Here is a 12,101-nt window from a genome sequence, read left to right on the forward strand (position 1 = left end):
CACGGGCTTACGCTGTTACATTTTTTCCGGAATTGAAAGGGTTACTGATTCTGTCAGGAGATCTGCATAGCTGTAAGACATGCGCTCGATCGGGTATTTGTCCCGGTCCAGTTTAACGGTGAACACACTCGGATAAACACTTTCGAGCATTCCTGAACGCTCGATCGTTTTTTTACGTCCACCATTTGCGCAAATTGTAACTTCCTGACCTACATAACATTCGATTGATCTTTTGATATCTGCCAGCGTTTTCTTAGCCATCCACGACACCTCACTTAGTAAAATCATAACACAATCACAGGTGAGTGTCAATAAAAACTAAAATTATAACAACCGTGTCAAACCGTGTCAATAGAATGAAACTAAATAACCTCAGAATGTGCTGATTGCCCTGACAGACCTTCCAAACCTTTACTAATTACCCGTTTTCATATAAAAAGCATCACTGATCCTGGCGAATTCTTCTATGGAAATCGTCTCCGCACGGCGAACCGGATCGATGTCCTGAGAGTGTAGTATAGCTGCGGTTTCTGCCTTCGTGAGCCGGTCTTTAAAATAAGTGGACAGATTGTTGAGCACTGTTTTTCGACGCTGTGTAAAGGCTCCTTGGATCAAAGCGAAAAAATAAGCCTCGTCGATGACCTCCACAGGCGGTTTGTCCCTTTTCGTCAGACGCAAGATGGCTGAATCCACATTCGGCTGCGGCACAAAGACTGTTTTGGAAACGTGGAATACGGTTTCCGCTTCTGCATAATACTGGACCGCAATCGAGAGGGACCCGTAGTTCTTTGATCCAGGCACCGCTGCAATGCGCTCTGCCACTTCCTTTTGCATCATCATCACCATCACGCGGACGGGCAGTTCCTCTTCAAGCAGCTTCATCATAATTGGTGTCGTCACATAATACGGCAGGTTGGCAATGACGGCGAGGTCTTGCCCCTTCTTGAAAACCCGTTCCACATCACGATGAACATCGGCTTTTAATACATCCCCGTGACACACTTCCACATGAGGATAATCAGACAGGGTATCTTGCAGGATCGGCAAGAGGCGCTGGTCGATTTCATAGGCCAGGACGCGTTCTGCGACCTTCGCTGACTGTTCGGTCAGCGCACCGATCCCCGGTCCGATTTCAATGACACCCGATTCCCCGGTGATCCCGGCTGCTTCCACAATATTTCTCAGGACATTCGGTTCAATCAGAAAATTTTGTCCAAGACTCTTTTTAACTTTAAAGCCGTAAGCTTCAAGGATGGCTTTCGTTCTTGTTGGTGTGGCAATCTCTTTTTGGCTCATTCATTCTGCTCCTTCTCCAACTGTTTCATGGCAACTTCAAATTCTTCCACTGAAATCCGGAATTGTTCCAATCGTTTCACCAGCTGTTTACTGTTATTGTAGCCGATCCCGAGCAGTTCTCCAACCTGCTCCCTGCGTTTCTTTGCATCAGCTCCTGCGATCAGTCCAGCTTCCATCAACCGTGAAAATGGAACGGGGTCGAAGTCCGCCGGCAGCTCCATAGTGCTGCTCCTCGCAGCATTGAGCGCTGCTTTCAATGCAGCAAAACCGGCGTGCTCGATTCCCACCTTCCGCTTCTTGTGGTCAGTTGCATCAGCCTTCGGCAAGAACGCATGTGCACACCCCGGGACTTCCTGATCAATCACTTTCCGTACCTTCTCACCCGGGAAATCCGGATCGGTAAATACGATGACTCCTCGACGTTCAAGGGCCAGGGCAATCCGTTCCAAAATGACTTCAGGGATTGCCGAGCCGTTCGTTTCTATCGTATCACAGTCAAACCAGCGCTTCAGTGTCAAGGTGTCGTTCTTTCCTTCGACGACGATCATTTCCTCGATTCTTATTTTTTCAACCATTCCAAGTCCCCTCCCTTAGCTCAGATAACCCATCCTGCAGAATATCCGGCCTGTTGCCAAACGGGTGGGCAACAGGTAGGATATTCTGCTTATACTTCAATCCTTTAGCGAACTTAAACAGTCCGAATTCAGTGAGAAAAAAAGGTACAGGCGCTTTGCCTGTACCTTAATCTTTATGATTTGATTAATCCAGTACCCGGACTCTGACCGACTGACGGCCGAAAGACAGGGCGTTACTTCTGTCAGGCATGAAGATGTCGATCTTGCGGCCTTTTATCGCTCCACCTGTATCGGCGGCCAGGAACGTTCCCCGGCCTTCGACTTCAACACGGGAACCCAGCGGAATCACGCTCGGATCCACAGCGATTACCCGGGAATTCGGGTTGGCACGCAGGTCAATACCTGTGCGGGTCACGCCGGAACAACCGTTGCAATACGCAGTGTAAGCTGTTGCCGTGAAATTCATCCATTCTCCACCGGAGGAAGAAGAGCCTCCTCCGTTGCCACTGCGGGAAACAGTTTGCTGCGTTGAACGGGTACCGACTGCAACGACACGGTCCTGGCTCTCAGAAACCACTTCTTCGTCGATCAGTTCACGGGATACCTCTTCACCGTCTTCAAAAATCACTTCATAGTGCTTTTCTTTCTTACCTTCTTCACCGGATTCAAGTACTTCTTCGGTGCCTCGATCAAGGGAAGAATCATTTTCAGTCACCGTTCCGTATGAAATGCTCTCTTCGACAATATCTGTAACCTTCTCCACACGTACGACCTGCACTTCGCTTTCTTCCGTCAACGCTTCGTCCTTCTCAGGCTCCACACGATCGAGTTCATCCAGTTCAATTCCCTGATCATTCAGGAAATCTTCCACTGTAGTGGATGTCGTCCACACATCTTCCGTTTCCCCGTCGCTGGTAACAGCTACCGGGAATGCTTCTTCAAATGTGACTGTCATGCCGCTTTCAAGTTCAGCGTCAAGAGCCGGTTCCACTTTGTCGTGTTCGCCGATCTCCTGATTCATGTCTGAAAGCAGATCTGCCACCGTGCTTTCAGTTGTCCACACGGTTTCATCTTCTTCGTCGATCGTAACCTGAATTTCCTGTGCTTCTTTATAAGTGACTGTCATTGTGTCTGTGATTGGTGTGTCTGCAGCTGGTTGTACCAGGTCGTGTTCCTTGATTTCGATATCCTGTTCATTCAGAACATCTTCAACATTTTGGGCATGTGTGTACACAACAGCTTCCTCGCCATCAATCTCAACGGCAACTTCAGCTTTGGTCACTTCCATAAGGACCAGTGCGATAATACCCGAAAACATGAGGATCCCAACGACTGATACGGCAAACGTTCGTAGCGAGAAATGCTCTGACGCTTGCTTAATTTTCTGGACCATAAAAAGAATCCCTCCTTTACGAGACCGAATTATACGCCCGCACCTATCCCAAAGTCAACATCAATCCTGTGAAAAATTGTTGATTCATTTTCAAGCCTTGTCCCCCAAGGCTTCCGCTATATGTTAAATTTAGATTACAATAGACGCAAACATCTTGCTATTCAGTATATTTAGTTCTTAAGTCTCTTATAAATAGTAAAAAGAGGCTCTCTAGGCGCCCCTTTTTACGTCGATATACCGAATAATTTGTGAGCATTCTCCGTCGTTTGACGGGCTACTTCTTCGTATGTCATATCCCGAAGCTCAGCTATCTGTTCTGCAACCAATTTGACATAGGCAGGTTCATTGCGCTTCCCGCGATACGGGTGAGGCGCGAGGTACGGCGCATCGGTTTCCACCAGCAGCCGGTCCATCGGAACCGCCTTGGCGACTTCCTTCGGGCGTCTGGCATTTTTAAACGTCACCGGCCCGCCAAGTGAAATATGAAAATTCATCTTCAGGCACTGTTCGGCAATTTCCACACTGCCTCCAAAACAGTGCATGATCCCGCCGATCTCCTTGGCTTCTTCTTCTTTCAACAGATCGACAATGTCCTGATCTGCCTCCCGGTTATGGATAATCACCGGCAGATTCACCCGTTTGGCAAGGGCAATCTGTTTACGAAACGCGTCTTTTTGCACGTCCTTCGGTGATTTGTCCCAGTGGTAATCGAGTCCCGTCTCACCAATGGCTACCACTTTCGGGTGTGCAGCCAGTTCTTCAATCCATTGAAGACGCTCGTCCGTTAAATCGATCGCATCCACAGGGTGCCAGCCGACAGCCGCATACAAAAAGTCAAAGCGTTCCACCAGTTCCATTGCGATCCTGATGGTCTTCTCATCAAAACCGACGACCACCATTTCCTGGACATCCGCTTCCTGTGCTCGGGCAATCACTTCATCAAGATCCTCAACGAATTGATCCGCATTTAAATGCACGTGGGTATCAAAAAGCATATCATTTCCCTCCAAAATGGATTATTTCACTTGAGAACCATTGGGCAGGTGATCCGATACTGTCGCGAGCGTCAGCTTATCACCGCATGACCCCGCCAGGATCATCCCCTGTGACAGTTCTCCGCGGAGTTTCACTGGTTTTAAGTTGGACACACAGATCACCTTTTTGCCAATGATGTCTTCCGGGCTGTAATGTTTGGCAACGCCTGCGACTACCTGTCGCTTTTCATAGCCTAAATCCAGCTGGACTTTCAAGAGCTTATCTGCTTTTTTTACCTTTTCAGCAGCGATCACCTCCGCTACACGCAGATCCACTTTTGTAAAATCATCAATCGTGATTTCATCCACTTCCGGGGCTTCCACCGTTTCTTCAATTGTTTCGTGATCTTCCGCCTTTGCGGCACCCCCCATCATGTTCACGATCGCCTTCACTTCTTCCTCGGAATCAAGACGTGGGAATATGGGCTCTCCTTTTTCAACCACTTTTTGTCCCGAAGGCATCCGCCCAAAATCACCAAGGGTTTCCCAGCTTGTCAGGTTCTCAGGTACATTGAGCTGCTTTTGCATGTCTCCCGGCGTTTTTGTCATAAACGGCTGAAGCATGATGGAAACCTGTCTCAGTGATTCCACCAGGTGATGCAGCACGGAACCGAGCTGCTCTTTTGCTGTCGGATCCTTGGCAAGAATCCAAGGCTGGGTTTCATCAATATACTTATTCGAACGGCTGATCAGCTGACCAATGGCCGTGAGCGCGACAGAAAACTGCATGTTTTCCATAGACTCTTCCACCTTATCAACAGTCGCTGTCAAAAGCTCCGTCAGGCTTTCATCATAAGATGTGGCGTTCTTGACATAGTCCGGAATCACTCCGCCAAAGTATTTGTTCACCATGGCAATCGTCCGGTTGAGAAGATTCCCCAAATCGTTGGCCAGGTCGTAGTTCACCCGCTCCACAAATCCTTCCGGCGTAAATACGCCGTCAGAACCAAACGGCACTTCCCGAAGGAGGTAGTAGCGGAGCGCATCCAGACCGTAGCGTTCGATCAATGGGAGCGGATCCACGACATTGCCTTTCGATTTACTCATTTTCCCATCCTTCATCAAGAGCCAGCCGTGCCCAAATACTTTCTTCGGCAACGGCAGGTCGAGTGCCATCAGCATAATCGGCCAGTAAATTGTATGGAACCTGACGATTTCTTTTCCGACAAGGTGCACATCTGCAGGCCAATGGGACCGGAATAATCCATCGTCATCGGTATCGTAACCGAGAGCAGTGATGTAGTTTGACAAGGCGTCGATCCAGACGTATACCACGTGCTCCGGATCACTCTTCACCGGGACACCCCATGTGAATGATGTCCTCGAAACCGCCAGATCTTCAAGACCCGGCTTAATGAAATTATTGATCATTTCGTTTTTTCTTGATTCAGGCTGAATAAACTCCGGATTCTCTTCATAATATTTCAGCAGACGGTCTGCATATTTACTCATCTTAAAGAAGTAGGATTTCTCCCGGACCTTCTCCACCGCATGTCCGCTGTCGGGACTCTTACCCCCGATCACATTGCCGTCCTCATCGAATTCCTTCTCCTCAAGCTGCAGCTCCGTATAAAAGGTTTCATCCGATACCGAGTACCAGCCTTCATATTCATCGAGATAAATGTCCCCCTGTTGTAAAAAGCGTTCAAATATCTTCTGGACGACATCCTGATGCCGGTCTTCCGTCGTGCGGATGAAATCATCATAAGAGATGTCGAGTTTTTGCCAAAGGTCCTGAATATCTGCGGAGATATCATCCACAAATTTCTGCGGCGACTTCCCGCTCTCCTCTGCTTTTTGCTCGATTTTCTGTCCGTGCTCGTCCGTTCCCGTCAGATAGCGGACATCATAACCCCGCAGCCGTTTATAGCGGGCCATGGCATCGCCAGCCACCGTCGTGTAGGCGTGCCCGATATGGAGTTTGGCACTCGGATAATAGATCGGTGTTGTAATGTAAAACGTTTTCTTTTCTTCACTCATGATTCATGCCTCCAGTATTTTCATTAATTGCTTCCGGTCTCATGTGATCAACCAGACCATCTTTTCATTCATCCATGTCGGTCATCTTTTCTCAAGGCTTTGATAGCATTCATTGTTGAATTCACCCGCTTTGCGAATGTCGATTGCCGGACTGCACTCATCCCTCGGGTGTCGTCGCCTGTCACACATGCAATCAAAATATCAGCAACAAGCTTCAACAAAGCTTTTCTCAAACAAAAAACACTTCCACCCCTGTTCTGGGACGAAAGCGTTGCTTACGTGGTACCACCCGGATTCACCCGCATTATGGATGCAGGCCTCTGGACAGGTGCAACCGACAAACTCGTTGCGCCTGTTTTGCCAAGGTAACGGATGCTGCCGTCTCCCGCTCACTCGTGGTTGAGAGCTTACGGAAGAATCCTCCAAGGACCATATTCAGGGGGCTGCTCATACCGGTTCTCAGCTGACTCCGGCTCTCTGTCAATGCCACACACCCCTTACTCATCCCATCAACGGATTTCGTTTATGAAGCCTTGTTGTTTTCCCTACCTCATGTATAACGAAGCTGTGACCGGATGTCAAGGTTTGCGAAAGATTGTCTGCTGATTTGAGTCGTTTTGCAAATTTTGTCGTTTACAGCATTCCTTTAATTGGGTATAGTTGAACTATCCTCATGAATAATCCTATTTACTGTTAAATACCGCTCACTTTTACTCCTTTAAGACCCTATCGCATCGTGATAAAAAAAGAATTTGACTCGAATTGGAAACTTTGATACAATAAGCAAGTGCGAAATTTGTCGAATGAATTTCGAAAGCGTTTTGATATCAACATGAGGTGAATCAAAAGTCTCGCTTTATGCGAAAAAGAAGGAGGAGAAGGTATGAAATCAACTGGTATTGTAAGGAAAGTCGACGAACTTGGACGGGTGGTTATCCCGATCGAGCTTCGCAGAACCCTGGACATCGCAGAAAAGGATGCGCTGGAAATCTATGTCGACGATGAGCGTATTATCTTGAAGAAATACAAGCCGAACATGACTTGTCAGATGACAGGTGAGGTCTCTGATGATAACCTGTCCATCGCCGGAGGAAAAATCATCCTCAGCCCGATGGGTGCCAAGGAAATCATTAAAGAGCTTGAAGATTACGTTGCCAAAAACGAAGCGTAAATAGTAAGAAGCCCGGACCGTCTTTGCGTCCAGGCTTTTTTATTTCATTTCTCCTTCAAAGGCCTGTTCGAGCTTGCTGAAAGGGTAAGCGCAGTGCGACAACCCGCGTTTCTATTCCTGCTCGTTCACATGATACGCTTGATAAACATCCCGTTTTGGCAGTGAACGCTCCTTGGCCACCTGTTTTATCGCTTCCTTCGAGCGCATTCCTTCATCCACATGATGCGTCACATGGGCTTCTATGCTGAGCGTTTCCCACCAGCTGACTGCCTCATCTGCCCCAAACGTTTCAGCTTCAGCTTTATCGGCTCCTGCCACGAGTACGACGCATTCCCCTTTGATACCCTCTTCTTCCACAAACTTCAGGATTTCTGACACGTGACCCCGTAGTATCGTTTCATATTGTTTCGATATTTCACGGCTGACGACAGCTTTTCGATCACCCAACACGTCCAAAACACCCTTCAGCATGTCTTTTAACCGATGGGGCGATTCGTAAAAGATCAGTGTGGACGGCGCTTTTTGCCAGCTTTCCAACGTTTCTTTTCTTTTTTTCCGGTGCCGATCCAAAAAACCGATAAAGCTGAAGGTTTCGGTCGCCAGTCCTGAGGAAACAAGCGCCGTGATGGCTGCATTGGCTCCAGGAAGGGCATGGATTGGAATATCTTCTTCAATAAACCGTGCCACCAGTTCACTTCCCGGATCCGATATCCCCGGCATGCCCGCATCCGTCACGAGAGCGATGACCTCCCCTGCCAAAGCCCGGTTGACAAGCTCCTGTTCCCGCTCGTACTTGTTATGCTCATGATAGCTGATCAGCGGTGTCGTGATCTCAAAGACGTGGCTCAGTTTCTTCGAGTGCCGGGTATCTTCTGCAGCAATCACATCCGCATCCTGAAGTGTGGTAACAGCCCGGTACGTCATGTCCTGGAGATTGCCGATCGGCGTGGGAACAAGCATCAGCATCCCAACCTGTCTTTCGTTTTCGCCTTTAAATGTCTGCTGTTGTTTCACAAGCGTTCCTCCTCGTCTCCTCTTTCCCTGACGCAATCAGCTGCTCCTTTTGACTTCTCGTCAACGCCTTGATTGCATACTCCCGACGCATTGCCTCGCCTTTGTCCTTCAATATCTCGAGGTACTCGAGTATAAAAGGACCCCGTCCCTTCGTGTATCGGGCGCCTTTCCCCTGCTCATGCATGTTGAGGCGCCTTTTGGGATCGGTTGTATAGCCGGTGTAAAAGCTGTTGTCCTTACAGCGGAGGATGTAGACGTAGCAGTTATCGGTACTCATAATGTTTGGTAAACTCCTTTGTATACTGTTGGCCTTCATCATACACGATTAAAGGTGGCATCGTCGTTAATCCAGGTTGCCCGTCCCGAACAGCTTCGATTAAGACCATATTCGCCTCTTTTTGAATAGAAGGATGGACATAGCGGATCCGTTTCGGGCTGAAACGTTGTCTTGTAAGGATCTCAAAGATCTCCGGCACCCGCTCGGGCCTATGAACCATCGCGAAGCGGCCTTTTGACTTCAAAAGCTTTTTCGCCGTTTCTGAAATGCCTTCGAGTGTGCAGTGTAATTCGTGTCTCGCTATGTCAAATGGATTCTCACAATCGAGATCCGCTCCGTTCATGACAGGAAAATACGGCGGATTACACGTTACCAGATCAAATTGGTTCCAGGGTGCATAATCACCAGCGTTCATCACGTTTCCGTGCATGATTTTGACGCGGTCATCCAGCTGATTCAAGGCCATCGAACGCCGGCTCATCGCAACGAGCTCTTTTTGAATCTCGAGGGCTTCCATATGTACATCGGTCCGCTCCGCCAAAACCAGCGGCACTGCGCCGGTTCCGGAGCAGAGGTCGATGATTCGCCTCGTTTTATTCGTCACCGTGGCAAATTTCCCGAGGAGCACAGCATCCATGGAATAGGAAAAGAGATCCTCCCGTTGCATGATGAACTGTCTTCCCCCAGGAAGCCGGTCGACTCGTTCCTTCATTCCACACATCCTCCATTCATGAACAATGTAACTGTTAAAACGCGCAAGCGCGCCTGTCCCGCAAGGAAGGCGCGCTTATTTCTTATTCAGAAAAGAGAGACAAAACAGACAGTCTCCTTCTTTTCGAATACTGCCATAATGAAGATTGCAAATATGAAATCCTTCCTGATAGAGCCTGGCCAGGTTGTCATACCCTTCACCAAATCCTGCCGTTACCCGGGGTTGCTTTCTGCTAGCTTCTCCCGAGGCAATCTGTCTTTCCGGCTCTTTTTCCGAAAGCTCATTCATCAGCCGCTCCCGCAGATGATCATTTTCGATCTGCAGGTGCGTATTCTCCTCGAGAAGATGGGCGAGCTGATCTTTCAACTCCCCAAGATCCCGATGCAATCCGCCGATTTGTTCTTCCATTTGTCCTACTCGCGCAAACAATTCATTTTTGTTCACGACCGACACACCTCATTACTTTACCTGTTTCGCTTTGACGGCACCTTCTTCAATCAGTTCGTCAAGGGTGAATTCCACAACTTGACCATTCTCCTTGATTTCCACTTTCACCAGCCGCTCGAGCATGTTCAAGCCGACCACTTTCCCACGGCCATAACTGGTATCAAGCTTCTTATACATATCCGGCAGGTCCTTCTTCGCCGTTTCATACATATCGTTCTCGTACTTCAGACAGCACATGAGCCGGCCACACAAGCCGGAGATTTTCGTCGGGTTCAGCGACAGATTCTGATCCTTCGCCATTTTGATGGAAACCGGCTCGAAATCCCCGAGAAACGTCGAGCAGCAGAGCATCCGGCCGCATGGACCAATACCCCCGAGCATTTTCGCTTCGTCCCTTACACCGATCTGACGCAGTTCAATCCGCGTTCTGAACACCGAGGCCAGGTCTTTGACCAGTTCCCGGAAATCGATCCGGCCGTCTGCCGTGAAGTAAAACAGTACTTTGTTCCGGTCAAACGTATATTCCACGTCGACAAGCTTCATGTCCAGTTTATGCTTTTGAATCTTTTCGTGACAGACGTCAAAGGCTTTTGCTGATTCCACCTTGTTTTCCTTCACGATCAATTTATCTTTATCCGTTGCCACCCGGAGCACACTCTTAAGCGGTAGTACAACGTCTTGATCATCCACTTCCTTGACGCCAATGACTGCTTTACCGAATTCCACTCCTCTTGACGTTTCAACGACGACGTATTCATCTTTTTGAATCGCCATATCGCCCGGAGAGAAATAATAGATCTTGCCTGTCTTCTTAAAACGCACCCCAATCACTCGATGCATATCATTTATCCCTCCTGTAACCGAATGAGCATCTGCTCCATCGCCAGCTGCGGGCTGGTGTTGGCGTCAATCCGCCGCTTTGTATCCACCACTGCCTGAAGATGATTTGCCAAGCGCTCTTCGGTGAGGTTCACCGCCTGTTTCCACAGCCGGTCCTCCTGATCCACGTAAACAAGTTCTTCCGGTTGATCCACCTTCAATCTGAGGAGATCCCGATACCAGAGTATCAACAGATCGATGCCCAGCTGCACATCCGGTTTCTCTTTGAAAAAAGGCACCCAATCATCCTGTAAGGAGATCAGGGAATAGCCGGGTCTTGTCACAAGATCATCTAGTAATTGTATCACTTTTTTTCTTGCTTCCGCAATCCAATCTTCTTCTGTCAGTGCGAGTGCTTCATCGAGATTGGCGGTCATTCTTGACAGCAACAGGGCATCTTGTTCTTTTACACCGTGCTCAACGAGACTCTTCACAAACACGTCCGGACTCAGTGGCTGAAAACTCATTACCTGTACCCGGGAAAGAATCGTCTTCAACATCCCTTGCGGTCGCGTCGTTGTCAGAATTGCCAGCGCTTCCCCGTCTGGTTCCTCGAGAAATTTCAGCAGGCTGTTTCCGGCAGATGCGTTCATCCGGTCCGCATCTTTTACGAGATATACCTTTTTCCCGGATTCCATGCCCCGCATACTGAACTCTTTTTTCAAGCCGCGGATCTGATCTACTTTGATAACGGCTCCTTGTGCTTCAATCACGTGGACATCCGGATGGTTCCCTGATGTCACCCGTTTACAATCTGCGCACTCGTTACAAGGTTCAATCCCTGTCCTTTGCCGGCATAGGAAAACCTGTGCCATCAGCTCTGCGATGGCCATCTTCCCCGTTCCTCTGCTGCCTTCAAACAAATAGGCGTGCGCAAGCCGGTCTTTTTCGATCGTCCGTGCCAATATGGCTGAGGCCCGGGGTTGTCTCTGTTTTGCTTCGGTCCAGTCCAAACCCATGGCTACTACTCCTTTTTATCTGCAAGTGATCAGAACTTTTCAAATTGATCCACAGGTAAGACAAATACCGTGGCGCCACCAACTTGAACTTCAACCGGATAAGGGACGTAGGAATCTGCGTTTCCGCCCATCGGTGAGATCGGCGCAACCAGCTGTTCCCTGGATTCGCAGTTCTCCTTGATGATAGTCATGACATTTTCCACATTCTTATCTTCCACACCGATCATGAACGTCGTATTTCCTGCTTTCAAAAATCCGCCGGTGCTTGCCAGCTTTGTTGCCTGATAATCGTGTTCCACCAGTGCATCTGACAGGCGGTTACTGTCTTTATCCTGAATCACAGCCATGATTAGTTTCATCCGTG

16 protein-coding genes are annotated in these 12,101 nt (G+C 48.7%); 1 reads left to right on the top strand and 15 read right to left on the bottom strand.

Features of this window, described 5'->3' with window-relative positions; translation table 11 throughout:
* Positions 1-15: 15 nt before the first annotated feature.
* The 8 genes from BBEV_RS16730 to BBEV_RS18010 all read right to left on the bottom strand — a co-directional run bounded on the left by BBEV_RS16730 (position 16) and on the right by BBEV_RS18010 (position 6,783).
* Positions 16-261, bottom strand: coding sequence for a Veg family protein (locus BBEV_RS16730; protein WP_069366489.1), 246 nt, complete (start codon positions 259-261; stop codon positions 16-18).
* Positions 262-414: 153 nt separating this feature from the next.
* Positions 415-1,296, bottom strand: coding sequence for a 16S rRNA (adenine(1518)-N(6)/adenine(1519)-N(6))-dimethyltransferase RsmA (rsmA, locus tag BBEV_RS16735; protein WP_069366490.1), 882 nt, complete (start codon positions 1,294-1,296; stop codon positions 415-417).
* Complete coding sequence (gene rnmV, locus BBEV_RS16740) at positions 1,293-1,859, bottom strand: ribonuclease M5 (RefSeq protein ID WP_069366808.1); 567 nt, start codon at positions 1,857-1,859, stop codon at positions 1,293-1,295. The genes rsmA and rnmV overlap by 4 nt, the downstream gene beginning before the upstream one ends.
* Before the next feature lie 196 nt (positions 1,860-2,055).
* The gene (locus BBEV_RS16745; RefSeq protein WP_069366491.1) at positions 2,056-3,264 is read right to left on the bottom strand and encodes a resuscitation-promoting factor; all 1,209 of its coding nucleotides are present in this window, start codon (positions 3,262-3,264) and stop codon (positions 2,056-2,058) included.
* 224 nt (positions 3,265-3,488) lie between these two features.
* Complete coding sequence (locus BBEV_RS16750; protein ID WP_069366492.1) at positions 3,489-4,259, bottom strand: TatD family hydrolase; 771 nt, start codon at positions 4,257-4,259, stop codon at positions 3,489-3,491.
* Between the two features lie 21 nt (positions 4,260-4,280).
* On the bottom strand, positions 4,281-6,278 hold the full coding sequence (gene metG, locus BBEV_RS16755; protein ID WP_069366493.1) for a methionine--tRNA ligase: 1,998 nt from the start codon (positions 6,276-6,278) through the stop codon (positions 4,281-4,283).
* 68 nt (positions 6,279-6,346) lie between these two features.
* Positions 6,347-6,496: a hypothetical protein gene (locus BBEV_RS17495; RefSeq protein ID WP_157101026.1), complete on the bottom strand. Its 150-nt coding sequence runs from the start codon at positions 6,494-6,496 to the stop codon at positions 6,347-6,349.
* 86 nt (positions 6,497-6,582) lie between these two features.
* Entirely contained in the window at positions 6,583-6,783 is a 201-nt protein-coding gene (locus BBEV_RS18010) for a hypothetical protein (RefSeq protein ID WP_456114833.1), read from the bottom strand.
* A gap of 378 nt (positions 6,784-7,161) precedes the next feature.
* On the opposite strand from BBEV_RS18010, the gene BBEV_RS16760 reads away from it, so the two are divergent.
* A complete protein-coding gene (locus BBEV_RS16760; RefSeq protein ID WP_069366494.1) occupies positions 7,162-7,449 on the top strand; it encodes a transition state genes transcriptional regulator AbrB in 288 nt (95 codons plus the stop codon).
* A gap of 111 nt (positions 7,450-7,560) precedes the next feature.
* Here the strand turns inward: BBEV_RS16760 and rsmI are convergent, their stop codons facing one another.
* From rsmI to BBEV_RS16795, 7 genes are all read right to left on the bottom strand, one after another.
* The gene (gene rsmI / locus BBEV_RS16765; protein WP_084007453.1) at positions 7,561-8,463 is read right to left on the bottom strand and encodes a 16S rRNA (cytidine(1402)-2'-O)-methyltransferase; all 903 of its coding nucleotides are present in this window, start codon (positions 8,461-8,463) and stop codon (positions 7,561-7,563) included.
* Positions 8,441-8,740 carry a GIY-YIG nuclease family protein gene (locus tag BBEV_RS16770; RefSeq protein ID WP_069366495.1) on the bottom strand — a complete coding sequence of 100 codons (300 nt, stop codon included), beginning with the start codon at positions 8,738-8,740 and terminating at the stop codon, positions 8,441-8,443. Before BBEV_RS16770 ends, rsmI begins: the two co-directional genes overlap by 23 nt.
* Positions 8,727-9,452, bottom strand: a complete 726-nt coding sequence (locus BBEV_RS16775) for a tRNA1(Val) (adenine(37)-N6)-methyltransferase (protein WP_198155032.1) — start codon at positions 9,450-9,452, stop codon at positions 8,727-8,729. Before BBEV_RS16775 ends, BBEV_RS16770 begins: the two co-directional genes overlap by 14 nt.
* Positions 9,453-9,527: 75 nt before the next feature.
* Positions 9,528-9,860: a DNA replication initiation control protein YabA gene (gene yabA / locus BBEV_RS16780; RefSeq protein WP_407690253.1), complete on the bottom strand. Its 333-nt coding sequence runs from the start codon at positions 9,858-9,860 to the stop codon at positions 9,528-9,530.
* 51 nt (positions 9,861-9,911) lie between these two features.
* A complete protein-coding gene (locus tag BBEV_RS16785) occupies positions 9,912-10,739 on the bottom strand; it encodes a PSP1 domain-containing protein (protein ID WP_069366498.1) in 828 nt (275 codons plus the stop codon).
* 5 nt (positions 10,740-10,744) lie between these two features.
* Positions 10,745-11,737 carry a DNA polymerase III subunit delta' gene (gene holB, locus BBEV_RS16790; RefSeq protein WP_069366499.1) on the bottom strand — a complete coding sequence of 331 codons (993 nt, stop codon included), beginning with the start codon at positions 11,735-11,737 and terminating at the stop codon, positions 10,745-10,747.
* A 29-nt stretch (positions 11,738-11,766) separates the two neighbouring features.
* Positions 11,767-12,096, bottom strand: coding sequence for a cyclic di-AMP receptor DarA (locus tag BBEV_RS16795; protein ID WP_069366500.1), 330 nt, complete (start codon positions 12,094-12,096; stop codon positions 11,767-11,769).
* Positions 12,097-12,101: the final 5 nt, after the last annotated feature.

This window comes from Salisediminibacterium beveridgei (assembly GCF_001721685.1).
Taxonomy (GTDB): Bacteria; Bacillota; Bacilli; order Bacillales; family Salisediminibacteriaceae; genus Salisediminibacterium; species Salisediminibacterium beveridgei.

What these genes read in the sequence shown, in the direction of transcription:
- BBEV_RS16730 (WP_069366489.1), bottom strand. Translation starts at nt 261, where the DNA reads ATGGCTAAGAAAACGCTGGCAGATATCAAAAGATCAATCGAATGTTAT.
- rsmA (WP_069366490.1), bottom strand. Translation starts at nt 1,296, where the DNA reads ATGAGCCAAAAAGAGATTGCCACACCAACAAGAACGAAAGCCATCCTT.
- BBEV_RS16745 (WP_069366491.1), bottom strand. Translation starts at nt 3,264, where the DNA reads ATGGTCCAGAAAATTAAGCAAGCGTCAGAGCATTTCTCGCTACGAACG.
- BBEV_RS16750 (WP_069366492.1), bottom strand. Translation starts at nt 4,259, where the DNA reads ATGCTTTTTGATACCCACGTGCATTTAAATGCGGATCAATTCGTTGAG.
- metG (WP_069366493.1), bottom strand. Translation starts at nt 6,278, where the DNA reads ATGAGTGAAGAAAAGAAAACGTTTTACATTACAACACCGATCTATTAT.
- BBEV_RS18010 (WP_456114833.1), bottom strand. Translation starts at nt 6,783, where the DNA reads ATGAGTAAGGGGTGTGTGGCATTGACAGAGAGCCGGAGTCAGCTGAGA.
- BBEV_RS16760 (WP_069366494.1), top strand. Translation starts at nt 7,162, where the DNA reads ATGAAATCAACTGGTATTGTAAGGAAAGTCGACGAACTTGGACGGGTG.
- BBEV_RS16770 (WP_069366495.1), bottom strand. Translation starts at nt 8,740, where the DNA reads ATGAGTACCGATAACTGCTACGTCTACATCCTCCGCTGTAAGGACAAC.
- BBEV_RS16775 (WP_198155032.1), bottom strand. Translation starts at nt 9,452, where the DNA reads ATGAAGGAACGAGTCGACCGGCTTCCTGGGGGAAGACAGTTCATCATG.
- yabA (WP_407690253.1), bottom strand. Translation starts at nt 9,860, where the DNA reads ATGGAAGAACAAATCGGCGGATTGCATCGGGATCTTGGGGAGTTGAAA.
- BBEV_RS16785 (WP_069366498.1), bottom strand. Translation starts at nt 10,739, where the DNA reads ATGCATCGAGTGATTGGGGTGCGTTTTAAGAAGACAGGCAAGATCTAT.
- holB (WP_069366499.1), bottom strand. Translation starts at nt 11,737, where the DNA reads ATGGGTTTGGACTGGACCGAAGCAAAACAGAGACAACCCCGGGCCTCA.
- BBEV_RS16795 (WP_069366500.1), bottom strand. Translation starts at nt 12,096, where the DNA reads ATGAAACTAATCATGGCTGTGATTCAGGATAAAGACAGTAACCGCCTG.